Source organism: Methylovulum miyakonense HT12 (genome assembly GCF_000384075.1).
Classification (GTDB): domain Bacteria; phylum Pseudomonadota; class Gammaproteobacteria; order Methylococcales; family Methylomonadaceae; genus Methylovulum; species Methylovulum miyakonense.
Window position 1 is genome coordinate 3,957,732 of sequence record NZ_KB913025.1, and the last position, 24,817, is coordinate 3,982,548.

Below are 24,817 nucleotides of genomic sequence, written 5' to 3' on the forward strand. Positions count from 1 at the left end.
AACTTTATCAACCCGAGATTGCTTACATGGCTGAATTCACCCTACCCAAAAATTCCGTAATCACCGAAGGAAAAACCTTCAAAGCCCCTGCCCACGCCAAAAATATCCGCCGCTTTGAAGTCTACCGCTGGGATCCTGATTCCGGTGAAAATCCCCGTGTCGATGTTTATGAACTGGATATGGACGATTGCGGGCCGATGGTGTTGGATGCGATTTTAAAAATCAAAAACGACATCGACAGCACCCTCACCTTCCGACGCTCCTGCCGCGAAGGCGTGTGCGGCTCGTGCGCAATGAACGTCAATGGCAAAAACACGCTGGCCTGCACCAAAGCCATTGATGCTTACCCGGGCACCATCAAAATTTATCCCTTGCCGCACATGTCAGTGGTCAAAGATTTGGTGCCGGACATGACGCATTTTTACGCGCAATATGCGTCCATCAAACCGTGGATAGCGACCCAAACCCCAGCCCCTGCCGACAGCGAACGCCTGCAAAGCAAGGAAGACCGTGCCAAGTTGGATGGCTTGTACGAATGCGTGCTCTGTGCCTGCTGCTCAACCAGTTGCCCCAGCTATTGGTGGAACAGCGACCGTTACCTCGGCCCTGCGGTGTTGCTGCAAGCTTACCGCTGGTTGGCGGACAGCCGCGATGAAAACGCCGGCGCACGTCTGGACGAACTGGAAGACCCGTTCAAACTCTACCGCTGCCACACCATCATGAACTGCACCGACACCTGCCCCAAAGGCCTGAACCCCGCCAAAGCCATCGCCGAAACCAAAAAACTGATGCTCCAACGCCAATAATGGAATTGGCAAAATTAAAATGGCAATGCCGCCGTGGCAGTTTGGAGTTGGATTTGTTGCTAAACCATTATCTCGACACGGTTTATTTGCAAGCGTGTGCCGAGGAAAGGGCACGCTTTGCTGAGCTGTTGGAACTTGACGATGAAGTGCTGTTGGCAATTTTTACGGCCAACCGCTTGCAGGCAACCCGGCCGGAAAACCGCTGACAGGCAAATCACCGGCATGCCCTTGCCCAGCCGAAGAGGCTGGTTGAGCCAGCCGTTGCGGCATTATTTCTGAAATTGCGGCCATTTCCAGCACCGGAACTGGCATATCCTTGAATTGCTGGACGGTTGCCCCCATGTGCCCTAACTATCCTTTACAACACTGAATTTTTATCTGCACACATGAAAAAAATAGAACTCCTCTCCCCGGCCGGAACCATCAAAAACATGCGCTATGCGTTTGCCTACGGTGCCGATGCCGTGTATGCAGGGCTACCGCGCTATAGCCTGAGGGTGCGCAATAACGATTTCCTGGCCGGCAATCTGGCGACAGGCATAGACGAAGCCCACCAACAAGGCAAAAAGTTTTTTCTGGCGACGAATGTGATCCCGCATAACGCCAAAGTCAAAACGTTTATTAAGGATCTGGCCCCGATCATCGCCATGCAGCCGGATGCACTGATTATGGCCGACCCTGGACTGATCATGATGGCCCGGGAGGCTTGGCCGGAAATGCCTATCCATTTGTCGGTGCAGGCCAACACGGTCAATTATGCGGCGGTCAAATTCTGGCAAAAATTGGGCGTGGCACGCATCATCTTGTCGCGGGAATTGTCGTTGGATGAAATTGCCGAAATCCGCCAGCAATGCCCGGATATGGAATTGGAAGTGTTTGTCCATGGCGCCTTGTGCATCGCCTATTCGGGCCGTTGCTTGCTGTCCGGTTATTTCAACCACCGCGACCCTAACCAAGGCACCTGCACCAATTCCTGCCGCTGGAAATATGATACCCTGCCCGCGCACGAAAATGCCGAGGGTGACACGGTATTGGCGGGCGGTTCCTTGTCCCTGTCCGACATCAGCACCGCCAGCTGTGGTGGCGCGGAACGCCATCCCTTGGCGGACAACATTTATTTTCTGGAAGAGGAAGGCCGCAAAGGCGAATTGCTGCCGATCATGGAAGATGAAAACGGCACTTACATCATGAATTCCAAAGACTTGCGGGCTATCGAGCATATCCACCGCTTGGTCGAAATCGGCGTCGACAGCCTGAAAATCGAAGGCCGTACCAAATCGCATTATTACGTCGCCCGCACCGCGCAAAGCTACCGTCAGGCCATTGACGATGCGCTGGCAGGCCGCCCGTTCCAGCCTGAACTGATCGGTGTGTTGGAAAACCTCGCCAACCGGGGCTACACCGACGGCTTTTATCAGCGCCACCATACGCATGAGCAACAAAATTACATTTCCGGCTATTCCAAAAGCCATCAGCAGCAATTTTGCGGTGAAATTAGGTGTTACGATCCCGCCACCGGACTGGCGACCATTGATGTCAAAAATAAGTTTTCGGTGGGCGATACGCTGGAATTGATCCTGCCGGAAGGCAACCGGGACATTACCGTCGAACGCATGGAAGGCATGTACGGGCAAGCGATGGAAGAAGCGTCCGGCGGTGGCTATGAAGTAAAAATACCCTTGCCGGAAATGCGGGGCGGCTATGGCCTGTTGGCGCGTTATTTCACGGAGTCCGGCTTACCTACTTCATCAGGGGAATTTGCCGTTAGTTGACCGGACAAGTAAGGGAAACCTAGGGCCGCCCAAGCACGGCAATTTTCTGATTGCGCCAGATACTAAAAAGCCGGAACCCCCTTCTCTTGAGCGGGGCATTCCGGCTTATGAAACAAAATGGCCCGGATTAACGTTTTACATTAACCCAGGCCAAACATTTTATTTCTTATCGTCGTTAACTTCTTCAAACTCGGCATCAACAACGCCATCATCCGCCGCATGTGAAGCGCCGCTAGTGTGGGCTTCACCACCTTCAGACGCACCTTTTTGGGCGTAAACACGTTCCGCCAGTTTGCCTGAAATTTCAGTCAAGGCATTGGTTTTGGCATCGATGTCGTCTTTGTCATCGCCTTTCAATGCCGCCTTCAAGGCTTCGACCGCATGTTCGATTTCAGTTTTTTCTTGGCTGCTGACTTGGTCACCCAATTCTTTCAGCGATTTTTCAGTCGCATGGATCATGGTGTCGGCGTGGTTACGCGCGTGGACCAATTCAGTCAGTTTACGGTCTTCATCGGCATGGGCTTCGGCATCTTTGATCATGCGTTCGACTTCGTCATCCGACAAACCGCTGGAGGCTTTAATGACAATGGATTGCTTTTTGCCCGTCGCCTTGTCTTTTGCCGACACGTTCAGGATACCGTTGGCATCAATGTCAAAAGACACTTCAACTTGTGGTATGCCGCGTGGCGCAGGCGGGATGTCCGACAAGTCAAAACGTCCCAAAGATTTGTTCGCAGACGCTTTTTCACGCTCGCCTTGCAACACATGCACGGTCACGGCAGTTTGGTTGTCATCGGCTGTTGAAAACACTTGTGACGCATTCGTTGGAATGGTGGTGTTTTTCTCGATCAGCTTGGTCATCACGCCGCCTAGGGTTTCGATACCTAGCGACAATGGGATAACGTCCAACAACAACACGTCCTTGACCTCTCCGCCCAAGACACCCGCTTGGATGGCCGCACCCAAAGCCACGGCCTCGTCGGGATTGACATCTTTACGTGGCTCTTGGCCAAAAATGGTTTTGACCATTTCTTGGACTTTCGGCATACGGGTTTGACCGCCAACCAAGATCACGTCATTGATTTCTTTGGCTGACAAACCCGCATCTTTCAGGGCCATTTCGCATGGGCCTTTGGTGCGGTTGATCAATTCTTCAACCAAAGACTCCAATTTGGCGCGGGTCAGTTTGACGTTCAAATGTTTCGGGCCGGTCGCATCGGCAGTGATGTACGGCAAATTCACATCGGTTTGTTGGCTGGATGACAATTCGATTTTGGCTTTTTCCGCCGCTTCTTTCAGACGTTGCAGAGCCAACGGGTCGTTATGCACATCAACGCCCGTGTCTTTTTTGAACTCTTCCGCCAAATATTCGATGACGCGTGAGTCAAAATCTTCACCGCCCAGGAAGGTGTCGCCGTTGGTTGCCAACACTTCAAATTGGTGTTCGCCGTCGATTTCCGCGATTTCGATGATGGAAATATCGAAGGTACCGCCACCCAAGTCATACACGGCAATTTTGGTGTCGCCTTTAGGTTTGTCCATACCGAACGCCAATGCCGCCGCAGTTGGTTCGTTGATGATGCGCTTAACGTCCAAACCCGCGATTCGGCCGGCGTCTTTGGTCGCTTGGCGTTGTGAGTCGTTAAAGTACGCAGGCACGGTAATGACCGCCTCAGTGACGGTTTCGCCCAGATACGCTTCGGCATCTTTTTTCATTTTCATCAACACGCGGGCGGAAATTTCCGGTGCCGCCATTTTTTTGCCGTGGACTTCAACCCAGGCGTCGCCATTTTCGGCTTCAACGATGTTGTAAGGCACCATTTTGATGTCTTTTTGCACGACATCATCTTTAAAACGGCGGCCGATCAAGCGTTTGATCGCGAACAAGGTGTTTTTAGGGTTGGTGACGGCTTGGCGTTTTGCCGATTGGCCGACCAACACTTCGTCATCACTGCTGAACGCGATGATGGAAGGTGTGGTGCGTGCGCCTTCGCTGTTTTCGATAACTTTAGCAATACCGTTTTCCAGTACCGCTACACAGGAGTTGGTGGTCCCTAAATCTATACCAATAATTTTAGCCATTGAATTTTTCTCCAGACTTGAATGTAAATGTTTGTTGTTATGGGCGATATGAGGCTGTTTTTGTTAATTTCAAGCCTGCGGTCAATCTGCTGCTTTGGCAACGACAACCATTGCCGGACGGAGCAAGCGTCCATTGAGTAAATAACCTTTTTGGAACACGGTCACGACGGTGTTGGGTGCGGCGCCTTCGACGACTTGCATGACCATCGCTTGGTGGTGTTCGGCGTTGAATGGCTCGCCAACAGGGTTGATGGTCACAACGTTAAATTTTGCAAAAGCCGCTTCAAATTGTTTGATGGTCAATTCGCTGCCTTCGCGGAATTTTTTGACCTCGTCATTATCGCCAGTCGCGGCTTGCAAGCCCAATTCCAGGCTGTCCAATACCGGCAACAATTCTTTGGCGAAACCTGTCAGCGCGAATTTATGCGCGTCTTCCAAATCTTTTTGGGTACGGCGCTTGAGGTTTTCCATTTCCGCCTGGATGCGCAAGGCCTTGTCCCAGTTTTCCTGGGCTTTCTGTTTGGCCTCTCCCAGCTCCTTTTTCAATTCGTCTATGCTGTATTCATGCTCGCCGATTTCAGTATCGGCAACCGTTTCAGCCGTTTCTTCGCTGACAACCGCGTCCTGCTCGGTTTCCGCCTCAGTTCCAACTTCAGCATCTACCTGCGATGCCGGAATTTCCTGCTCGTTACTCATTATTTTTACCTTTTACGGGATGTTAGTGGGGGTGTGTCGGGCGGGCATCACTACGATTCCGCTGTTAAAAACGCGCCTCGCCGTGGCGACCAACGCGTGGTATGCAAATAGCTATGCCTACAATGGGGGTGCCGCTTTCGGATTCAAGGCCGCGCCCAATAATTTTGCGGTGATGTCGACATAAGGGATGATTTTTTCATAAGCCATACGGGTCGGGCCAATCACGCCCAACACCCCCACCACTTCATCGCTGACCGAATACGAGGATGTCACCAGACTGCAATGGTCAAACGCCTGATAGCCGGACTCTTCGCCGATAAAAATCTGCACACCCTCGGCTTTCATGCACTGGTCCAGCAAGTCGATCACGCCTTGTTTTTGATAAAACGCCTCAAACAAGGTTTTCAGGCGGTCCCGGCCGGAGAGCTCGGAAAAGCCCATCAAATTGGTTTCTCCCGCCAGCACATAATCGTCTTTCTGCCCGTCTTGGCTGAACACTTGTTGCGCCATGCTGATGGCATCCAACATACCTTGGTTGACACGGGCCTGGTCATCTTGCAATTCTTGGATGACGGCTTCGCGCACGGCATTGAGGCTACGGCCTGCGTACATGGAATTGATGTAATTGGCGGCCTGTTGCAATTCGGCGGGGCTAAAATTTTTGGCGGTGAGGATGATTTTGTTGTGCACTTCCTGCTCGTTGGTGACAAAAATCACCAGCACACGGTTGTGCGACAAAGGCAGGAATTCGATATGCCGGAAGCAGACGATTTCCCGGCGCGGCAGCGTGACGACGCCCGCCATGTTGGTCAAATCCGCCAACATCCGTGAAGCCACGCCTATCATATTGTTGGTGTCGTATTGGGCGGACAACGTGCCCTGCAAACGGTTAAGCTCATGGCTGTTGAGGGGCTGGACAGTCAACAGGCTGTCGACAAAAAGCCGGTAGCCGCTGACGGTCGGCACCCGCCCCGCCGAGGTGTGCGGGGAATGCACCAACCCTAAATCTTCCAAATCCGCCATGACGTTGCGGATGGTAGCAGGGCTTAAGTTCAAATCCGAGTCTTTTGACAATGCCCTGGAACCCACAGGCTGGCCATCACTGATATAACGCTCAACCAGCGTTTTCAATAATTGCAGTGACCTTTCGTTTAATAATTGCGTTTGTTTGCCCACACCGACCTCAACTTATTACAAAATTAGCACTCATCTACAGGGAGTGCCAGGGGGCGAAAATATCAGCTCGTCAAACGCTTGTCAACACAGGCCAGTGTATCAATAACCGCTTTTATTCAATTGCTTAATGGTCAACGGGGTTTATAGGTAGTGACCAGCGCGTTGACTTCACTGCGGTTGCTTAAATGGATACCGGCAAACCCTACAGCCGCCAATTGCTGTAATGCCAGGCTTTCACGCATGATGTGGTTTTCTGATTCATCACTGAACAGATGCACCATCCAATGTTCCAGCAAATCGAGCTTATTGGCGGCGGTGAGGAGGCGGAAATAGCGGCCGACTTCCGTCTGGGTGGTGCGCGTATGTTGGTCTATATCATCCAGCGCGTAACGGTCGCCATTGACGAACTGGCCAGCAGGTTTCAGGACACGGAAAATTTCGGAAATGACTTGTTGGCGATAGCCGTTGGGGAAGTTGTGTAGCGTGTAGGCGGAAGCGACCACGTCCACACTGCCGTCGGCGAGTTGTTGTAACGCCGATAAGGCGTCATCCAAACAAAACGCCAACTTGCCCTGTGCCTGCCAAGCCTGTAGTTTTTTTTGGGCTTGGCCCTGCATCACGGGTTCGTTGTCGACGCTCAATAACTGGATGGCATTGGTTGCGGCCAATATCGACAAGGTGGTGATGCCCGTGCCGCCCCCCAATTCAACCACATTCAGCGGCTTATCGTCCGTTTTTGGATGCTGGCCGACGGTGGCGCCCACAAGTCGGCTCATTTCCACCGCTAACGGCGCGAGCAACTTCAGCATCTCGTAATCTTGCCCGATCACACCCGAAAACATAGCGTCATAAGGGGTTGCTGTCGTCATTTGCTTTCCAATTTGCGGTTATAGGCAGCCAACTGTTCGGGGGTGGCATCCGCTTGGAATTGTCCTTTCCAATTTTTATAGGGCATGCCATAGATGATTTCCCGGGCCTGTTCGTAATCAACGGCCACGCCTTGTTCTTTTGCCGCTTCCGCATACCATTTTGCCAAACAGTTGCGGCAAAAATCGGCGAGTATCATCAGGTCAATGTTTTGCACTTCAGTATGTTCCTGTAAGTGCTTGAGCAAACGGCGGAATGCCGCGGCTTCCAATTCTGTGCGGATTTGTTCTGACATCACTGAGCTCCAAAAATGGTAGGCATTCTAGCAGAAACCGTCATGCAAACATGTACATTCATCGGCAAAAATTCTACAATGAAACGATATGAAACTGCCGCCTGTGCAGTTTAAGGCCAAAAACCCTGTCTGAAACCCTCAAAACACCGCTTATGAAACAACTCTTAGAGTTTTTCCCCATTATCCTATTTTTTATCGCCTACAAAGTTTACGACATTTATGTCGCCACCGCCGTCATGATGGTTGCCACCATTATCCAGGTGAGCTATTCCTGGTTGCGCTACCGTAAAGTCGCGTCCATGCAATGGATCACCTTAGGCTTAGTCGTGGTGATGGGCGGGGCGACGCTGTATCTGCAAGACGAGCAATTCATCAAATGGAAATTGTCCATCATCGAATGGCTGTTTGGCATCGCTTTTTTCGGCAGCCAATTTTTCGGCGAGAAAACTTTTGTCGAACGGATGATGTCTGCCAGCCTGACATTGCCAAAACCGGTCTGGAAACGCCTGAACATGTTGTGGGGCGGTTTTTTTACCGGCGTGGGTTTCATCAACCTCTATGTCATGTTCCATTTCAACACCGACGATTGGGTCACGTTTAAAACCTTTGGTGTGCCCGGTATGATGGTGGTGTTCATTATCTTACAAATGGTTTACCTGTATAGATACGTCCCTGAAACGGAGGAATAAGGTGCTCTATACCATTATCAGCGAAGATGTCGCGGACAGCCTAAGCAAGCGGTTATCCGCCAGGCCTGCCCATCTCGCGCGTTTGCAAATGCTCCAGGATGCCGGGCGCCTCGTGTTGGCGGGCCCGCATCCGGCTTTAGACACAGACAATCCGGGCGAAGCCGGCTTTACCGGCAGCCTGATTGTGGCGGAGTTCGATAGCTTGGCTGCGGCACAAGCCTGGGCTGGCAGCGACCCTTATATTGACGCCGGCGTTTATGCCAAAGTCACCGTTAAACCCTTTAAAAAAGTATTTCCCCAATGACAACCGAATTAATCAAAACTGCTTTGACTGAAGCCTTGCACCCTGAACTACTGGAAATCCTTGATAACAGCGCGGCCCACGCAGGCCATGCCGGAGCCAGAAGCGGCGGCGGACACTATCACATCACGATTGTTGCCGATGCTTTCGAGGGCAAATCCTTGGTCCAACGCCATCAATTGGTCTACAAAGTCCTCGGTGACCTGATGAAACAACAAATTCATGCCTTAGGCATTAATGCCCTCTCACCCTCTGAACAAAACTAAAGGAACCCAGTAATGAAAAAAACTTTAATCCCATTGCTTGTTGCCGGCACTGCGCTCATTGCCACAGGTTGTGACCAAAAAGCGACGACTGACGCCAGCGCACCTGTTATCAATAAAGCCGACGCCATCGCCATTGTTAATGGCAAATACATCGCAAAAGCCACTTTCGATAGCCTAGAAAAAGAAATTGCCGAACGCTCACAAGGCCAAGCGTTCCCAAAAGAAAAACTACTCGAAGAGCTGATCCAACGCGAACTGTTAGTCCAAGACGCCATCCAAAAGCAACTGGATAAAACCCCTGAAGTGGCTGACCGCTTGGAAGAAGCCAAAAAATCCATCTTGACCCAAGCGGAAGTGCAAAACTTCATTAAAGCCAATCCGGTCACTGATGCAGAAATCAAAGCCGAGTATGACAGCAAAGTCGGTGCCGGCAGCAACAATACCGAATATAAAGCACGCCACATTTTGGTCAAAACCGAAGCGGAAGCCAAAAAACTGATTGCTGAATTGGACAAAGGCGCCGATTTTGCAAAATTGGCGAACAAAAACTCCCTGGACGGAAAAGAAGCCCAAAATGGCGGTGACTTAGGCTGGTTCGTTGCAGGGCAAATGGTCGAACCCTTTTCAAAAGCCGTGATCGCGCTCGAAAAAGGCAAATACACCAAAGAACCCGTCCAAACCCAATTCGGCTGGCATGTGATTTTACGCGAAGATTCACGCGCACAAACGCCACCTCCATTGGAAGCCGTCAAAGAACAACTGATGCCTATGTTACAACGCAAAAAAGTCCAGGACATGCTGGAAAACCTGCGTAAACAAGCTAAAGTTGAAATCCTGATGAAAGATGAGCCAGCCAAACCGGCCGAAGCGCCAAAGCCAGCGGCAGAAGCCGCCAAACCGGTGACTGAAGAAGTGGTTGTCGAAGAAGAAATCAAAGACAAAGACGGCAAGACCGTTGCCAAAGAAACCATCGTTGAAGAAGTGACCGAGGAAAAAGCCCCGGTGGCGGAAGAAAAAAAGCCAGAAGCGGCAAAACCAGCCGTTGAGAAAAAGAAATAAACATCAGTTGGCACAACAAAAAAGGGCGGTCTTACCGCCCTTTTTTATGTCCGGGCCAATGCCCACATGGCGGGAATTCTGGACATGTGGCTCCGTCCACGCCGCTTTGTGCCAAAAGCCAACAGGAGCCGCCCCCAAGCGGGCCAGGACACACGGCGGAAGCAGCTATTACAAATCCCCCGGCATTTGCTATGATTGGCACGCCCTTTCCCTTAAAAGCCTTTTCAAAAAACCAACCGATCTTACCGTAACCGCTTTGCGGATAAGGGCAACGGCCTCAATGCCTTCTTACCCAATTACAATAGGAGATGCCATGCCCACGCCCATCCCACCGTCCAAAGGCCATCCCATCACCATGCAAGACGGCAGGCTAACCGTACCTGACCATCCCATTATCCCTTACATCGAAGGTGACGGCACGGGGCCGGACATTTGGCGCGCCACCGTGCGGGTGCTGGACGCGGCGGTTGCCAGCGCCTATTCGGGGCAACGGAAAATCCATTGGCTGGAAGTGTATGCCGGGGAAAAAGCCCACCGCATGTTTGGCAATGGGTTGCCGGACGCCACTGTCGATGCTTGCCGGGATTATCTGGTCTCAATAAAAGGGCCGTTGACGACGCCTATCGGCGGCGGTATCCGCTCCCTTAACGTCGCCCTACGGCAAATGCTCGATATGTATGTTTGCTTACGTCCGGTGAGATGGTTCCAGGGCGTGCCGTCGCCAGTGAAGCATCCTGAATCCGTTGATATGGTGATCTTCCGCGAAAACACCGAAGACATTTACGCAGGTTTGGAATTTGCCCAAGGCAGCGAGGGAAACCAACGCTTCATGCGTCTGTTGCAAGAAAATTTCCCGGAACAATTCAGTAAAATCCGTTTCCCTGAAACCTCAGGCATAGGCATCAAGCCCGTTTCCGAAGAAGGCACGGCGCGCCTGATGCGGGCGGCGATTGATTATGCCATTGCCAACAAACGTAAAAGCGTGACGATAGTCCACAAGGGCAATATCATGAAATTTACCGAAGGGGCGTTCCGCAATTGGGCCTACGGCGTCGCCGAACGGGATTATGCCGCGCAGACATATACGTGGCGGCAATGGGAAAAAACCCGCGAGGAACAAGGCGAGCAGGCAGCGAACCTTGAACAGGCCAAAGCCCTGGGGGCAGGCCGCATTTTAATCAAGGACGCTATCGCCGACATCGCCTTGCAACAAGTCCTGACCCGTCCTGAAGACTTTGATGTGATAGCCACACTAAATTTGAACGGCGATTATCTGTCCGACGCACTGGCGGCCCAGGTCGGCGGCATAGGCATCGCACCGGGCGGCAATATCAACTATCAGACAGGCACGGCGGTTTTTGAGGCCACCCACGGCACCGCGCCTAAATATGCCGATCTGGACAAAGTGAATCCGGGGTCGTTAATTTTATCCGGCGAAATGATGCTGCGTTATCTGGGGTGGCCTGAAGCGGCTGATGCGGTCATCCAGGCAATGGACGCGGCGATCGCCAGCAAACGGGTCACGTATGATTTCGCCCGCCTCATGGAAGGCGCCACCGAAGTCAAATGCAGTGAGTTTGCGGACGCCTTGATCGAAAACTTAAAAATATCACCGTAACTAAAATGTCCGAACTCAACGACCCTAGGGTATTGTTCGCGGCGGAACGCACGCTGCTTGCCTGGAACCGCACCAGCCTTACGTTTATGGCGTTTGGTTTCATGATCGAACGCTTTGGCCTGTTTGTGCACATGCTCTCGCCCCAAAATGGCGGGACGCTACAAAGGGGCTTCTCGTTCTGGATTGGCCTCGCGTTTATTGTGTTGGGCATATTGGCGGCGGGTGTCGCCATTGCCCAGTACCGGACATTTCTCCGCACCCTTAAGCCCGTTGAAATCCCGGAAGGCTACAGGACGAACCTAAGCGTACTCACGACCTTGGCCGTCGCCATTCTGGGGATCGCGCTGACAGTCCACTTGTTTGTGCTTTTTTATGGGCAAGCGGTATTGCCCCTCCTAAAAAATATATCTCTCACAAATTGAACAAAACATTGGTTCCCCGCAAATGCGTTAGCCTTCACCCTCTGTAAGCCCGATTTTGCGTGCCGCCCCTTTTGGCAATTCCGGCAATGGCGGCGCCCTTTCAAAGAGGGCGACAGGGTTCCCGTCCAAGGCCTTAAGCGCCCGCCTTAAAACCTCTGGGTCAAATTCAGGCACGGCCTGGTTATTGGCTTTTTGGATAAGCCCCAAAGCCATCGCAACCCGTTGTTCCAAAGTGGTTTCCTCACCTTCCAGGTCGGGATGCGCTTCGATGTAGAAGACATTGTCCAGCCAGCCTACCTTAATGGGCTGTTTGACAATGTGGACCGGCGTCCCGACCGGCACCGACCGGTATAGCTCCTCAATGTCCTCAGGATACATCCGGACACAGCCATGCGTGATTTGCATGCCAATGCCGTAAATCTTGTCAATGTCGGTGCCATGTATCAGATACCCGCCAGGAACAGCCAAATGCAACATGTAAGCCCCCAAAGGGTTATGCGGGCCTGGCGCAACAATAGCAGGTAGAGGGTCGCCATTGGCGGCGTGTTCGCGCCTTATCGACTCTGGCGGATGCCAGGCCGGATCTTTGACTTTGCGGACAATATGGGTTTTGCCCAGCGGGGTTTTCCAATCTTGCCTGCCAATGCCATGTGCATAGGAAATGACTTGTGGCGCCGCGCCCGCCTGGACTGGCGGATAATAATACAGCCGGTATTCCGCAATATTTAAGGTGATGCCTTCCCTGGGCGTGTCAGGGAGGATACGTTTGTTGGCCAAGCGGACGATCTCATTTTTTTTGATATGCCAGCGGTCAAGCTCAGGGTTCAACCGGACAATTTCTGTCTGCCCCAAGCTAAAACGCCGGGCCACATCCAATAAAGTCTCATTTTGTTCCACACGGGTTAAGGGCACATCATCCTGGAATTGGGTGATGACGTTATCATGGCCGTTTTCAGGCAAATTGTAAGTCGTGGCATGGGCATTACTGGCCACAACGGACAATAAAACCGAAACCGCAAGCGCTTCAGAAAGTTTCATTAGGATAATTCCCTCAATAAGAATAAAAAGCTGCCGCCACCCTTGGATGTTCATGCTGAAGGCAAGCACAAGCGGCTTGGCGGTTACACGGTTGGAAAAACGCCCTTTCAAAAAGGTTCTTTGAACGGCCTTAAATCTAGCTCATGAGTCCATGCGCTCAGTGGTTGCTGATGGATCGCCCAATACGTTTGCGCGATGGCCTCAAGCTGCAATAAGCCGCCATTGCCTTTAGTCTTCACATAGTCGGGAAATTGTTCCCTGGCGCGGTCGCCATCAATCACGCCGTCAATAATGGTATGGACGACATGGATGCCTTGTGGCGAAAACTCCCTGGCCATCCCTTGCGCCAACGCCCTTAACCCCGCTTTGGCGGCGGCAAATGCCGTGAATGGCGGCCTGGCCCGCAATGATGCGGTGGCACCAGTGAAAAACAGTGTCCCGGCCTGTTGTGGCTGCATGACGTTTATCGCCTCTTTGCCAAACAAAAATGCGCCCAGACAATTTTGCTGCCAGAGCGTGGTAAAAGTCTGGACATCGGTCTCCAATAACGGCGACGGGATATTGCTGTCCACATTGTAAACAGCAATATCGACACTAAAGCCCTCCCGTTGCGTCAGATTGAATAACTGCGCGACCTCCTGTCCAACCGTCGCATCAGTGACGACCGGCGTGGCTGTACCGCCTGTTTGCCTGATTTTTTCGGCGACCGCTTGCAATTTGCCTTCACTGCGTCCGGCGATAAAAACGTGCAAACCTTTGCCAGCGAAAAACTTCGCCAACGCAGCCCCCAGCCCTTGTTCGGGCCCGACGCCAATGATAACGGCTGAACTTTTTTTCATCGCGCCCTACTTCCCCGCCGCTGGCGCCGCCGGCACTTCAATCAGCCTGCCTGATTTCACATCATAAATGTAGCCGTAAACCGGAATATCCGAAGGCACCAGCGGATGGGATTTGATGCGCACAACATCTTCCAAAACACTTTGCGCCTGGTCTTTGATGGTCAGCCAGTCGATATATTTGCCTTCCGCAGACCCTGGGCCTTCACAGCAATCATGCCAACCCGTTTCATCCACCGATGCGGTTTTTAGGCTGCTGCCCAACAAATCACGCATGATGTCATCGGTGAAAGTTTCCATACCGCAGTCGGTATGATGGACGACAAACCATTCGCGGGTGCCCAGCAGTTTGTAGGAAATGACCAGCGAACGGATGGCGTCATCGCTGGCACGTCCACCAGCATTACGGATGACATGGGCATCGCCTTCGGAAAGCCCGGCATATTTGGCCGGGTCGAGACGGGCATCCATACAGGTCAGGATGGCAAAATGGCGGCCTGGAGGCATCGGCAAATCGCCTTTGTCGAAACTCGCCGCATAGTCACGGTTCGCGCTTAACACTTCGTTTAATATATTGCTCATGGTCTTTCCTAGTAGGTTAATATCCGCGTTTTCAAAACGCTTGTTATGGGTGTTTTTTGCCAAAAACCAGAGTGAAATTATTGGCGGGCATGTCAATTTGTTCTTTCAATTCCAGGCCATGATCGGCGGCGGCCTTTTTCAAATCCGTCACATCTTTCAGGCCCCATTCCGAAACCCCGGCGGAGCTGAGCTTTTCATGGAACTCCTTGTTGGAATCCGTGGTAAATACGCCTTCGACTTGGAAAGGCCCATAAATCATCAAGATGCCATCGTCATCAAGCAAATGCGCCGCACAACGCATCATGCCGTCGGCAATTGAAATCGGCGCGACTTGAAAAATATTGATGCAAAAAATCGCCGAGAACGAATTGGGCATACCCGAGTTGAACCACGTTTCCGGGTCAGTCAAATCCAAATGCGCAGGGTCGGCGATATTATCATTCTTGTGATCTAGGGTCAGTTTTTTAATGTTGTCAAAAACTTCGATGTCTTTATCGGTAGGATGAAAATGCAAATGCCCAAAATGCGGCGCGAAAAAATTGATGTGCATCCCGCTGCCGCTGGCAAATTCCAAAACCCTGGCTGGATTTTTCGGCAACTTCTCTTTCAGGACCCCTAATAACGGTTCTTTATTGCGGTTGCCTGCCCAAGCGACATATTCGCTTAACGGGTGGGGGTTTAGGGGCGGTTTGTTGTCGTCCATTGTTATCTCCTCGTTTTTATTGTTGTAGGAACTTTAAAATTGCAAGTCTCGTGCCAGCATTTTCTAAGTATTTTTCTTCATAAAATCAAACAGATATTTTTTATCATTGCCCATTAACAGAAGCTGTGCTTCAATCTATGAAATTTCATTTCACAAAACGATTATGAACCGTCCGCCACTGTCAGACATAACGCCCATTTTTTTCCTGCAAACCTTCATCCTGGAGCTGATGCACGCCAGCGAACAACAGGGACAAAAGCACTGCGAACAACTGGTTGAACATATTGCCAAAACCGCCGGCTGTTTTTTTGAACAAAGCTACCGGGAAGACACCGCCAACTACGGGACGCTGGCTAATGACAGTTATATCGAACTCATCCTCGGCCTAAAAAACAATATCGGCGGCAACTTTTCCCTCGCTTCCAGCAACCCCGATTGCATCACCGTCACCAACACTTGCTGCCCTTTTGGCACCCAAGTGACCAACTTCCCTGAGCTGTGCCGGATGACGTCCAGCGTCTTTGGCGGCATTGCGGCCAGAAATTTCGGTTATGCCAAAGTCGAAATCAAAAAAAGCATTGCCCGCCATGACGGTGGCTGCGAAGTGTGCGTCTACACTAACCGCGAAGCGGCAAAAGGCCATCCGGGCATGGAATACACGGACACCACGCCCGTTAAGGAAATCCAGGATATGGATGCCCTGCACTCACGTATTGAAGCAAGCATGCAACAGCTCTGGCATAAGCAAAGCAACCCTGCATCCAGAAAATACCAGCCTCCCGCGATTATTGCCAAATCGCCGACCATGCAGAAAATCCTGCAATCCATAGAAGTGGTCGCACCCACCTTGGCGACCGTGCTGATCCAAGGCCAAACCGGTGTCGGCAAGGAATTGATCGCCAAAGCCATCCATGCCATGAGCGACCGCTGCCAAAAGCCGTTTATGGCGATCAACTGCGGGGCGATCCCTGAAAGCCTGATTGAAAGCGCGTTGTTCGGCCATGAGAAAGGCGCGTTCACAGGCGCAATCGAAGTGCACCAAGGCTATTTTGAGCGGGCGGAAGGCGGGACGCTATTCCTGGACGAAGTGGACACCTTGTCGCCAGCGGCACAAACCCGTCTGCTGCGGGTGCTGCAAGAAGGCGAACTGGAGCGGGTAGGCGGCAAACAAACGCTGCCGGTCAATGTGCGGATCATCTCCGCGACCAACCAAAACTTGGAAGCGCTCGCCAAGCAAGGGCCATTCCGCAAAGACCTGTACTTCCGCCTTAACGTCATCCGCTTAAGCATCCCGCCCCTTTGTGAACGGCCGGAAGACCTGCCTTTTTTAGTCCAGCACATTGTCCAACGTTTGAACAAAAAATATAACAAACAAGTGGAATCCGTCAGCCGCGAGGTGATGCAGAAAATCCGCCGCTACGCATGGCCGGGCAATGTGCGCGAACTGGAAAACATCTTGGAACGCAGCATTTTGTTTACCCAAGGCAAAGAAATGACGGTATTGGATTTGGAGCTCCCCGCCCCGATGCCTTACCTTGAAAACTGGAAAGACATCAAGGAACAGGCCATCAGCAACGTTGAGCAGGCATACCTTGAAAACGCCTTAAAACAGCATCATGGCGATATAAAAAAAATCGCCGTGGACATGGACATAAGCACCCGCGCGGTTTACGGCAAACTGCAAAAATACGGGATCAAATCAACCGATTACCGCGATGCCTGATAGGTTTGGCAAGTTTGGCTTCAAGGTGTTGGTCTTTTTAGGCTTCCAATAGCCACTTGGCCAGCCATTGGCCACCGCTTGAGCACGCGATATTCCACGCCATTTTCAACCGGACAGGATTCAAACAGACAAAACGTATCGGCTTGCCAAATAACCGGCCCGAATGCTAAGCCGACGGGGTGTTTGGCCTTTCTGGCGAGCGTGACATGCGCCTGATAAGGCCGTCCGTCAAGGGTAACCCCCCATTTTTTCGATAATGCCGTTAATTGCCCGACTAACGATAACAGTTCAGGGGCGGTATCGCTGGCGGCCAAACACAAAATGCCGGGCTTTTGCCAATGGCTTAACTGGTCAAAGATGATAGCGGTTTTTGCGCAGGCCACCGTTGCAGCATCCTCAAGCAACGCGCTTTCTTTAGCGGCATCCAGTAAACCTAAAAACACCAAGGTCACATGCAGGTTTGCCGCCGGAACAGGTTGGTTTGCACCGTTGGCGATGGCTTGAATGATGCTTGTGCAGCGCTCGCGGGTTTCGTCAGTGGGTTCTAGGCCGAAGAATAAGCGTTTCATGGTGTTGTGTTTGGTTGATTTAAAAACTGGCAACGAAAGGTATTGCCCATTAAAAAAGATATAAAACTCCCATTAGCTTATCTCTTTGCTGAAGCCCCGATAGAGTCTTTTGGCTTCAGGCCGAATTTATTGCCATATCCTAAAAAAACCGCCTTAATCTTACATGCCTTAAACTTCCCGTTATATTTTTTAGCAACTGATGTTACGCAGTAACGTGTTTTTGCTCCCGTTTGCCGCGCCGAGCACCGCAGGTTTTGTTGGGATCAGCCCGAAGGGGAGCGGCAGGGATGCCGCTCGTCGGTAGAGGGGCAGGAAGCCCCTTCTACCGACCCCCGACAAAACCGAGGAGCGCAGGATGAAGCGGCAATCGGGACGCCTTTTCTTTGGATACTTTCTTTTGGCGGCGCAAAAGAAAGTATCTCGCCGTCGGGTGCGAGAACCCGATTAAATAGTCGTCGCGATAGCGACTCACTATTTTTTATTTCCAATTCGCAGAAAATGTCTGCGTAACATCAATTTAGTAACCCATTTAATCTAACCCTCATCCCTCCAAAGTGCTACCCTATGGCAGCCTTGTCGGTCTGTATGCCTCTTCTTAGGAACGGTTGTGCTTGCGATTAGAATCACAACCCTTATGAGAAAACAGCGTCATGCCAGGTTATCATGTCAAATTCGAAACCGTCACGGTCGGCGGTTTACACTATCAGATCCGCTCCTTACTGGACTTACAGCAATATGCAGACCCGCACGGTGCGGCGGAACGGGCGGGCATTTCCCCGGCAAGCTGGCCTCTGTTTGGGCATATTTGGCCATCGGCGCGGATCCTTGCCTTGGCGATGCACGGTTTTGACCTGACTGGCAAACGCATTTTGGAGATTGGCGCAGGGCTGGCGTTGGCAAGCTTGGTCATCCATCGCCGGGCGGGCGATATGACCGTCAGTGATTGGCATCCGTTAAGCCAAACGTTTTTAGAAGCCAACCTGCAATTGAACGGACTGGCGCCGATGAAATACCAACCCGGCAATTGGGCGGGCGACAACCCTGGTTTGGGCGAGTTTGACCTGATTATCGGCAGTGACGTGCTGTACGAACGCCAGCAACCGGAACAGCTCGCCAGGTTCATCGACCGCCACGCCGCCCCTGAAGCGCAAATCATCATCGTTGACCCGGATCGCGGTAACCGTGTGGGCTTTTGCAAAGCCATGGCGCACTTGGGTTATGCCTGCTCCATGCGGCCTGCGGGACAGGTCATGGAAAATGGCGCAGCTTACAAAGGCCGCTTCCTGAACTTTAGCGAAGCATGATCAGCCCTGACAACGGTTTGTGGCTGCAATGCTGGCGTGATAGCCAGACCGATTTCCATCAAGCAGCGGTCAACCCCTTGCTCAGCCGCTTCTGGCCGCGATTAGATCTGGCGGTGGGTAGCCGGATTTTTGTGCCCTTGTGCGGGAAGAGTTTGGATATGCTGTGGCTAGTCGCGCAAGGCCATGAGGTGATAGGCGTGGAATTAAGCCCGATTGCCGTGCGGGCGTTTTTCCGAGACAACCAGTTAAAACCCAAACAAACCCGGCAAGGGAAATTGACGCTATGGCAACACGGCAATTTGAGCATTTTATGCGGCGATTATTTCGCGCTCAGGCCAGCGGATTTGGGGCGGATTGATACTGTTTACGACCGCGCCGCCCTCACCGCCCTGCCCGAACATATCCGTGGGGCTTATGTCACGCAATTACGGCGAATAACCCCCGCCACCGCCGACGTGTTTTTATTGACCACCGAAGATGCCGGGCCGGATGAAACCGACGACCAAGCCTTGGGTATCTCTGAGGAAATTAAAACCCTGTATTCACAAGCCTTCCATGTCGAATTGACTCATGTTGAAAGCGTGTTTGAGGGGAATCCACCTGCACTGGAGCGCACGGAATATAAAGTTTATCGGCTGACGGCAAAAGCGGCTGGATAGAATTGCTGCTTATTACAAATGGGCGAGGAGTACAAACCTAGGTTTTTGCCCCAGCAACGATAGGATTGGCCTTCACCCAATAGTTCAACCCCGCTATTCATCCGAAAATGGTGTGCAGAACAGCGTCGCTTAAAGCGCCTACTTTTGGTGCCCACCCTACAAAGCGGCTCGGGTAGAAACCGCTGCTTATTGTTCCTGAATGATTTGTTTCGGCATATTCCGTTTTATCAAGAAATACACCACCGGAATCACCACCAACGAAAACAGCGTTGACGCGATAATCCCAAAGATAAAGCTCCAGGCCAAACCGGAAAAAATTGGATCCAACACAATCATCATCGAACCCAGCACCGCCGAGGCGGCGGTCAAAAATATCGGGTTCAAACGCGTTGCGCCTGCTTCGACTATCGCATCCGCCAAGCTAATCAGCGGATTATTACGGTAAATGTTTTCAATAAAGTCGATCAAAATAATCGAGTTGCGCACCACGATGCCCGCTAGCGCGATCATGCCGATCATCGCCGTGGCGGTGAAGTAAATCGGGGTTGCGTAGCCGCCGACGGGTTCGGTGAATAAATTGATGAACCAAAAGCCGGGCATGATACCGATCACGGTCAAGGGGATGGCGATCATCATAATCAACGGTACGCCCAACGATCCGGTTTGCCCGACCAGCAAGACGTAAATCATCACCATTGCCGCGCCGAAAGCCAGCCCTAAATCGCGGAAGACATCGACGGTGATTTTCCACTCGCCCTCCCCTGCCATTTCGGCTTTATAACCGTCCGGCAACGGCTTTTCATCAAACGTGCCGAACAAGTCCAAAATCGCTTCGACCGGACTGCGGCCTGCCATTTCGCCCGTCACATAAGCGACGCGTTGCAAGTTTTTGTGGTAAATCGCCCGCTCGCCTTGTTCGTGTTTGAAACTGCCGATTTCACTTAAGCGCACCAGTTGCCCGTTGCTCGTTTGCACCGATAAGGCCAATAAATCGGCTTCGGAAGAACGCGCTGCCCGTGGCAGTTGCAATTGGATGGTTAAGGGTTGGCGTTCTTGAGGAATATGCAATACGCCCACCGAGCCGCCCGCTATCGCCAATTGCAAGGTTTGCGCGACTTGCGCGGTGCTAATGCCCAGCAAGGCCGCTTTGTCGTGGTCAACTAGGTAATGCAATTTGCCGTGTTCGGCTTCGGCAAAATCATCGACATCGACCACACCTGCGGTTTTTTCGATGTCACCACGCACCCGTTTGGCGACGTGGAGCAAATCGGCATAACTGGCTTCCGGCGGGCCGTAAATTTCGGCAACTAAAGTAGACAACACCGGCGGCCCCGGTGGCATTTCGACAATTTTGATGTTCGCGCCGTACTGTTTGGCTATGCGTTCGATTTCTGGCCTGATCCGCAGGGCAATATTGTGCGACGGTTGGTCGCGGTGTTTTTTGTCGGCCAGAACGATGCGGATGTCGCCAACGTTCGCACCTTGACGCAGATAGTAATGGCGCACCATGCCGTTGAAATCCATCGGCGAAGACAAGCCGACATAGCTTTGGTAACTGCTGACTTCGTTGACCGTGGCGAGGTAATGCCCCAACGCCGCCGCGACTTCGTCGGTGGTTTCCAAGCTGCTGCCTTTAGGCATGTCGACGATAAGCTGCAATTCGTTTTTGTTATCGAACGGTAACAGTTTCAGCGGCACGATGCGCGTCACCGCCATCATGGCTGAAGCGACGAAGGCGATCATGACTATTAATAAGAATAGCCACGCCTTAGCTTTGCTCGCCAACAACGGTGCGACGATGGCTTGGTAGATTTTGAAACCGCGTGTGGTTTTTAAATCGAACGCTTCACCGTGGTCTTTACCATAATCGCCTTTCAGTAACTTGAAACTCGCCCACGGTGTGACGGTGAAGGCAATCACCAACGACATCAACATCGCCACAGGCACGTTAAAGGCCATCGGCGCCATGTACGGCCCCATCATGCCGGTAATGAAAAACATCGGCACGAAGGACATGATGACCGCGAAAGTTGCCAAAATAGTGGGCGGGCGGATTTCGTCAACCGCGCTCAGCAAAGCTTGCAAAGGCGGTTCTTTGCGCAGTTTGTAGTGGCGGTGGATGTTTTCGACATCAACAATCGGATCATCGACCAGCAAACCTAGCGACAAAATCAGCGCGAACAAGGTCACGCGGTTGATGGTGTAACCGAACAGGTAATCGCACAGCAAGGTGACGGCGAAGGTCATCGGCACGGCTAAGGACACGATCAACGATTCTTTAAAGCCTAAGGACAAGGCCAGCAAGACGATGATAGTCAAAATGGCGATGCTTAAGTGCATGACCAATTCATTGACTTTGTGGTCGGCGGTTTCGCCGTAGTTGCGGGTGATGGTGATTAGCACATCGTCGGGGATTAACGTGCCTTTAAGCTGTTCGGTGACCGTCAAGACTTGTTCGGCGACGCTGACGGCGTTGCTGCCTTTGCGTTTGGCGATGGCGATGGTCGTTAACGGGCGTTCTTCGCCCACGGCGGGTAATTTGGCAACTTCCCCGGCGGTTTGCATGTGCGCCACCGCAGGGCCAAAGCCGATGCGGGTGTAAGTGTCGGTGTCCGCGCCGCCGTCAATGATTTGCGCGACATCGCGTAAAGTCAGCAAACGGCCTTCTACGACTTTCACCACCGTGCCGCCGATTTGTTCGGCAGTTTGATAATGCGGGCCGGCTTCGAGAATAATTTCTTTGTTTTGCTCGGTGAGCGTGCCGACAGGCAGATTGACGTTGTTTTTCGCCAAAGCCTGTTGGATGTCCAGTAAAGTGATATTGCCTGCTTGTAATTTGGCAGGGTCTGGATAAATAGAAATTCGCCGTGGTGCGCTGCCGACTACCCAACTTTTACCGACGTTATCGACTTCGCGCAAGCGTTCGACCAATTCATCGGCGACACGACGCAAGTCGGTCGCTTCCATATCTGACCGTTGCGGTGACAAACTCAGCATCAAAATCGGCACATCGTCGATTTCTACAGGCTTGACCAACCAATTAGTGACCCCAGGCGGGATGATATCCTGGTTGGCCAGCACTTTGTCGCGGGTTTTGATAACGCTGTTTTCCAGATTTTCACCGACCAAATAGCGCACCGTAACGACGGACTCACCAGGGCGCGAGGCGGAATAAACGTATTCCACACCTTGGATTTGCCGTAGCAAAGTTTCCAGCGGCGTGGTGACTTGTTTCTCGACTTCCTCGGCAGATGCGCCCGGCACTTGCACGAACACGTCCATCACAGGGACGATGATTTGCGGGTCTTCCTCGCGCGGGGTCAAAAATAACGCCGCCGCCCCCGCCAGCAAAGAGATAATCAGGAACAGCAAGGATAAATGCGAAGTGGTGAATAGCCGGACGATAGCGACGGTTAGGCTGTCTTTTTTGGTTTCGATACTCATGGTCACAACCTGCTGTTTAGCAAAATCGTTTCGCCTTCGTGCAAACCGGACAACACTTCAACTTGCTCGCCATAAACCTTGCCTGTACGGATATGCCGTGTATGCCATTGTTTGCCTTCCACGACCTTAACCGCTTGCAATTGCCCGTAATGCAAAACGGCGGTTGCCGGGATCAGCAACGCGGTCTGTTCGGCTTGGCAAGCCAATTCCAGCCAACCAAATTGCCCGTGTTGTAAACCTTGGACTTTGGGCAGGCTGATCTTTATGGCTTGGCTGCGGGTTTGCGGATCGGTTTCCGGCGCGATTTCATCCACTTTTCCGGTTAAGGTTTGGTGCAAGGCATCAATGCGTACCGTGACAGACATACTTAATTGGATGGTTTCGGCGCAATGGCTGGAAATTGCCGCTTCCAAACGTAAATCATCGGGTTTCAACAAAGTGACTATCGGTTGGTTAGGTAAACCCATGTCGCCCGGCTCTTGCAGACGTTCGCCGATGATGCCGTCGAACGGCGCGTACAGGATATTCTCACCTAACATGACTTGGCTTTGTTGCGCGGCACTGGCGGCTTGGTTCGCCATCGCCCGTGCGGCTTTAGCTTGCGCCAGCACGGCATCGTAATTTTGCCGGGTTGCGGCTTGCTTTTGGTATAAGTCAATGATGCGCTTTTCTTCCGTTTGCGCTTGCGCGGCCTGGGCTTGGGCGGCGGCTTGTGCGGCTTGCGCGGCGTTGCTGGCGGCGCGTAAATCGCGGTCATCCAACCTTGCCAACACCGAACCTTTTTTCACCCGCTCACCGGGATGCACCAGGATTTCAACAATGCGGGCGTTCAATTTCGGCGCGATTTTCACGGCAATCCGCGAGCGTACTGTGCCCTGCCACGCCAAGGCATTGGCGGCAGCTTGGCGGCTGACGGTTATTGTGTCGGAATTGGCCGGTAGAGTTTGGGCGGCGTTTGCCGTGGTGCCAGATTCAATTTTTTCTTCGCCGCCGAGAAAGCCTAATGCGAAAAGAATTACCAATAATAATCCGCCGATTGCTACGGTGGGGATTAGCCATTTTGGTGGGGTGAAAGATGTCAGCTGGTCAGTCATGGACAAATCCTGTTAAACGTAGGATGGGTTACACCCGTTTTATCTGTTATGGGCAATCAGTGGATACTGCGATTACTCTCGTTTACTCTCGTTCCCAAGCTCCAGCTTGGGAATGCAGGGCAGGAAGCTCTAGCTTCCAGAATTCTCGAAGCTAAAGCTTCTGAGACTTGGGTTACCAAGCTAGAGCTTGGTAACCTGCGGAAAATCCTGTTGAACTCGGTGTTCTAATGTAGGGTGGGCACCAACAGTAGGCGCTTTAAGCGACTACTGTTGGTGCCCACCCTACGTCTGAAAGTGAGGAAGCCCATCGGTTTCTTTCAAATGTTGATGGGCTTCCTTACGTCAGCCTTTATACCCTTTGGGTACATCCTACGATAAATTGCATCAAGGTTATAGGCAGTCAATCAGCGTTGCGAATGATATTATTTTGTTTTTCAATACCTTCGCTTAAGTTATACCCGTCGCCATTGAATAAATCGCCAGTAAAAAACAAGCGCATATCAATAATCCAAGCAACTTTCTTTTGCTTGTCGTTTTCGATAATAATGCTCGCAAGTTTTTGGTTGTTATCAAAAATCTGGGTCACCATCGTTTTCGGGTTGGTCGGGTCTTCTTTTAGAGCACCCGTGACGATCCGCTGGGCGGATTCAAGCGTCAGCACGAGCCGCGCAGCCGACAGCCCGGCGTTCTTCTCCTTTTTCAGTGCCTGCGCGTCAAAGTAGCCAATGTCATAGGCGAATTTAAATTCCAGCCCCATCATAATCACCCCCCCGTAAATGAAAAGGCCTATTTTCAAGCGTCTTCTGACGCGGGGAT

Annotated in this window: 25 protein-coding genes; 12 read left to right on the forward strand and 13 right to left on the reverse strand. The window is 52.0% G+C overall.

Annotation, left to right across the window (positions count from 1 at the left end; all coding sequences use genetic code 11):
• Nucleotides 1-26 precede the first annotated feature (26 nt).
• From METMI_RS0119450 to trhP, 3 genes are all read left to right on the forward strand, one after another.
• Nucleotides 27-806, forward strand: a complete 780-nt coding sequence (locus tag METMI_RS0119450) for a succinate dehydrogenase iron-sulfur subunit (RefSeq protein WP_019867978.1) — start codon at nt 27-29, stop codon at nt 804-806.
• Nucleotides 806-1,012 (forward strand): succinate dehydrogenase assembly factor 2, encoded by a 207-nt coding sequence (locus METMI_RS24670; protein ID WP_019867979.1) that lies wholly within the window; start codon nt 806-808, stop codon nt 1,010-1,012. The genes METMI_RS0119450 and METMI_RS24670 overlap by 1 nt, the downstream gene beginning before the upstream one ends.
• Nucleotides 1,013-1,192: 180 nt before the next feature.
• The gene (trhP, locus tag METMI_RS0119460; protein WP_019867980.1) at nt 1,193-2,578 is read left to right on the forward strand and encodes a prephenate-dependent tRNA uridine(34) hydroxylase TrhP; all 1,386 of its coding nucleotides are present in this window, start codon (nt 1,193-1,195) and stop codon (nt 2,576-2,578) included.
• 159 nt (nt 2,579-2,737) lie between these two features.
• Here trhP and dnaK read toward each other — a convergent pair whose 3' ends face one another.
• The 5 genes from dnaK to METMI_RS0119485 form a co-directional block, all read right to left on the reverse strand.
• Nucleotides 2,738-4,660 (reverse strand): molecular chaperone DnaK, encoded by a 1,923-nt coding sequence (gene dnaK, locus METMI_RS0119465; RefSeq protein WP_019867981.1) that lies wholly within the window; start codon nt 4,658-4,660, stop codon nt 2,738-2,740.
• A gap of 81 nt (nt 4,661-4,741) precedes the next feature.
• The gene (grpE, locus tag METMI_RS0119470; RefSeq protein WP_019867982.1) at nt 4,742-5,356 is read right to left on the reverse strand and encodes a nucleotide exchange factor GrpE; all 615 of its coding nucleotides are present in this window, start codon (nt 5,354-5,356) and stop codon (nt 4,742-4,744) included.
• A gap of 117 nt (nt 5,357-5,473) precedes the next feature.
• A complete protein-coding gene (hrcA, locus tag METMI_RS0119475; protein WP_019867983.1) occupies nt 5,474-6,532 on the reverse strand; it encodes a heat-inducible transcriptional repressor HrcA in 1,059 nt (352 codons plus the stop codon).
• 131 nt (nt 6,533-6,663) lie between these two features.
• Nucleotides 6,664-7,401: a class I SAM-dependent methyltransferase gene (locus METMI_RS0119480; protein WP_019867984.1), complete on the reverse strand. Its 738-nt coding sequence runs from the start codon at nt 7,399-7,401 to the stop codon at nt 6,664-6,666.
• Entirely contained in the window at nt 7,398-7,694 is a 297-nt protein-coding gene (locus tag METMI_RS0119485) for a DUF1244 domain-containing protein (RefSeq protein WP_019867985.1), read from the reverse strand. The genes METMI_RS0119480 and METMI_RS0119485 overlap by 4 nt, the downstream gene beginning before the upstream one ends.
• 152 nt (nt 7,695-7,846) lie before the next feature.
• Between METMI_RS0119485 and METMI_RS0119490 the strand changes: the two genes are divergently transcribed.
• The 6 genes from METMI_RS0119490 (at nt 7,847) to METMI_RS0119515 (ending at nt 12,049) form a co-directional block, all read left to right on the forward strand.
• Nucleotides 7,847-8,383: a septation protein A gene (locus tag METMI_RS0119490; protein ID WP_019867986.1), complete on the forward strand. Its 537-nt coding sequence runs from the start codon at nt 7,847-7,849 to the stop codon at nt 8,381-8,383.
• A gap of 1 nt (nt 8,384) precedes the next feature.
• Nucleotides 8,385-8,687, forward strand: coding sequence for a YciI family protein (locus METMI_RS0119495; protein ID WP_019867987.1), 303 nt, complete (start codon nt 8,385-8,387; stop codon nt 8,685-8,687).
• On the forward strand, nt 8,684-8,950 hold the full coding sequence (locus METMI_RS0119500; RefSeq protein WP_019867988.1) for a BolA family protein: 267 nt from the start codon (nt 8,684-8,686) through the stop codon (nt 8,948-8,950). Before METMI_RS0119495 ends, METMI_RS0119500 begins: the two co-directional genes overlap by 4 nt.
• Before the next feature lie 12 nt (nt 8,951-8,962).
• On the forward strand, nt 8,963-10,009 hold the full coding sequence (locus METMI_RS0119505) for a peptidylprolyl isomerase (protein ID WP_019867989.1): 1,047 nt from the start codon (nt 8,963-8,965) through the stop codon (nt 10,007-10,009).
• Between the two features lie 313 nt (nt 10,010-10,322).
• Nucleotides 10,323-11,627, forward strand: coding sequence for an NADP-dependent isocitrate dehydrogenase (icd, locus tag METMI_RS0119510; RefSeq protein WP_019867990.1), 1,305 nt, complete (start codon nt 10,323-10,325; stop codon nt 11,625-11,627).
• A gap of 5 nt (nt 11,628-11,632) precedes the next feature.
• Nucleotides 11,633-12,049 (forward strand): YidH family protein, encoded by a 417-nt coding sequence (locus METMI_RS0119515; protein WP_019867991.1) that lies wholly within the window; start codon nt 11,633-11,635, stop codon nt 12,047-12,049.
• A gap of 27 nt (nt 12,050-12,076) precedes the next feature.
• On the opposite strand, the gene METMI_RS0119520 is transcribed toward METMI_RS0119515, so the two are convergent.
• From METMI_RS0119520 to METMI_RS0119535, 4 genes are all read right to left on the reverse strand, one after another.
• Entirely contained in the window at nt 12,077-13,087 is a 1,011-nt protein-coding gene (locus METMI_RS0119520; RefSeq protein ID WP_040573247.1) for a L,D-transpeptidase family protein, read from the reverse strand.
• Nucleotides 13,088-13,194: 107 nt separating this feature from the next.
• Complete coding sequence (locus METMI_RS0119525; RefSeq protein ID WP_019867993.1) at nt 13,195-13,926, reverse strand: SDR family NAD(P)-dependent oxidoreductase; 732 nt, start codon at nt 13,924-13,926, stop codon at nt 13,195-13,197.
• A gap of 6 nt (nt 13,927-13,932) precedes the next feature.
• Nucleotides 13,933-14,505, reverse strand: a complete 573-nt coding sequence (locus METMI_RS0119530) for a beta-class carbonic anhydrase (protein ID WP_019867994.1) — start codon at nt 14,503-14,505, stop codon at nt 13,933-13,935.
• A 43-nt stretch (nt 14,506-14,548) separates the two neighbouring features.
• Nucleotides 14,549-15,208 carry a DUF938 domain-containing protein gene (locus METMI_RS0119535; RefSeq protein ID WP_019867995.1) on the reverse strand — a complete coding sequence of 220 codons (660 nt, stop codon included), beginning with the start codon at nt 15,206-15,208 and terminating at the stop codon, nt 14,549-14,551.
• 163 nt (nt 15,209-15,371) lie between these two features.
• Between METMI_RS0119535 and METMI_RS0119540 the strand changes: the two genes are divergently transcribed.
• A complete protein-coding gene (locus METMI_RS0119540; protein ID WP_019867996.1) occupies nt 15,372-16,931 on the forward strand; it encodes a sigma 54-interacting transcriptional regulator in 1,560 nt (519 codons plus the stop codon).
• Nucleotides 16,932-16,951: 20 nt separating this feature from the next.
• Here the strand turns inward: METMI_RS0119540 and thpR are convergent, their stop codons facing one another.
• The gene (thpR, locus tag METMI_RS24675) at nt 16,952-17,500 is read right to left on the reverse strand and encodes an RNA 2',3'-cyclic phosphodiesterase (protein ID WP_019867997.1); all 549 of its coding nucleotides are present in this window, start codon (nt 17,498-17,500) and stop codon (nt 16,952-16,954) included.
• 650 nt (nt 17,501-18,150) lie between these two features.
• On the opposite strand from thpR, the gene METMI_RS0119550 reads away from it, so the two are divergent.
• Both METMI_RS0119550 and METMI_RS0119555 read left to right on the forward strand, forming a co-directional pair.
• Nucleotides 18,151-18,804 (forward strand): class I SAM-dependent methyltransferase, encoded by a 654-nt coding sequence (locus METMI_RS0119550; RefSeq protein WP_019867998.1) that lies wholly within the window; start codon nt 18,151-18,153, stop codon nt 18,802-18,804.
• On the forward strand, nt 18,801-19,463 hold the full coding sequence (locus METMI_RS0119555) for a thiopurine S-methyltransferase (RefSeq protein WP_019867999.1): 663 nt from the start codon (nt 18,801-18,803) through the stop codon (nt 19,461-19,463). Before METMI_RS0119550 ends, METMI_RS0119555 begins: the two co-directional genes overlap by 4 nt.
• 186 nt (nt 19,464-19,649) lie before the next feature.
• Here the strand turns inward: METMI_RS0119555 and METMI_RS0119560 are convergent, their stop codons facing one another.
• The 3 genes from METMI_RS0119560 to METMI_RS0119575 all read right to left on the reverse strand — a co-directional run bounded on the left by METMI_RS0119560 (nt 19,650) and on the right by METMI_RS0119575 (nt 24,761).
• Nucleotides 19,650-22,907, reverse strand: coding sequence for an efflux RND transporter permease subunit (locus METMI_RS0119560; RefSeq protein WP_019868000.1), 3,258 nt, complete (start codon nt 22,905-22,907; stop codon nt 19,650-19,652).
• A 2-nt stretch (nt 22,908-22,909) separates the two neighbouring features.
• Nucleotides 22,910-24,001, reverse strand: coding sequence for an efflux RND transporter periplasmic adaptor subunit (locus METMI_RS0119565; protein ID WP_019868001.1), 1,092 nt, complete (start codon nt 23,999-24,001; stop codon nt 22,910-22,912).
• A 400-nt stretch (nt 24,002-24,401) separates the two neighbouring features.
• Nucleotides 24,402-24,761 carry a hypothetical protein gene (locus METMI_RS0119575; protein WP_232215256.1) on the reverse strand — a complete coding sequence of 120 codons (360 nt, stop codon included), beginning with the start codon at nt 24,759-24,761 and terminating at the stop codon, nt 24,402-24,404.
• Nucleotides 24,762-24,817: the final 56 nt, after the last annotated feature.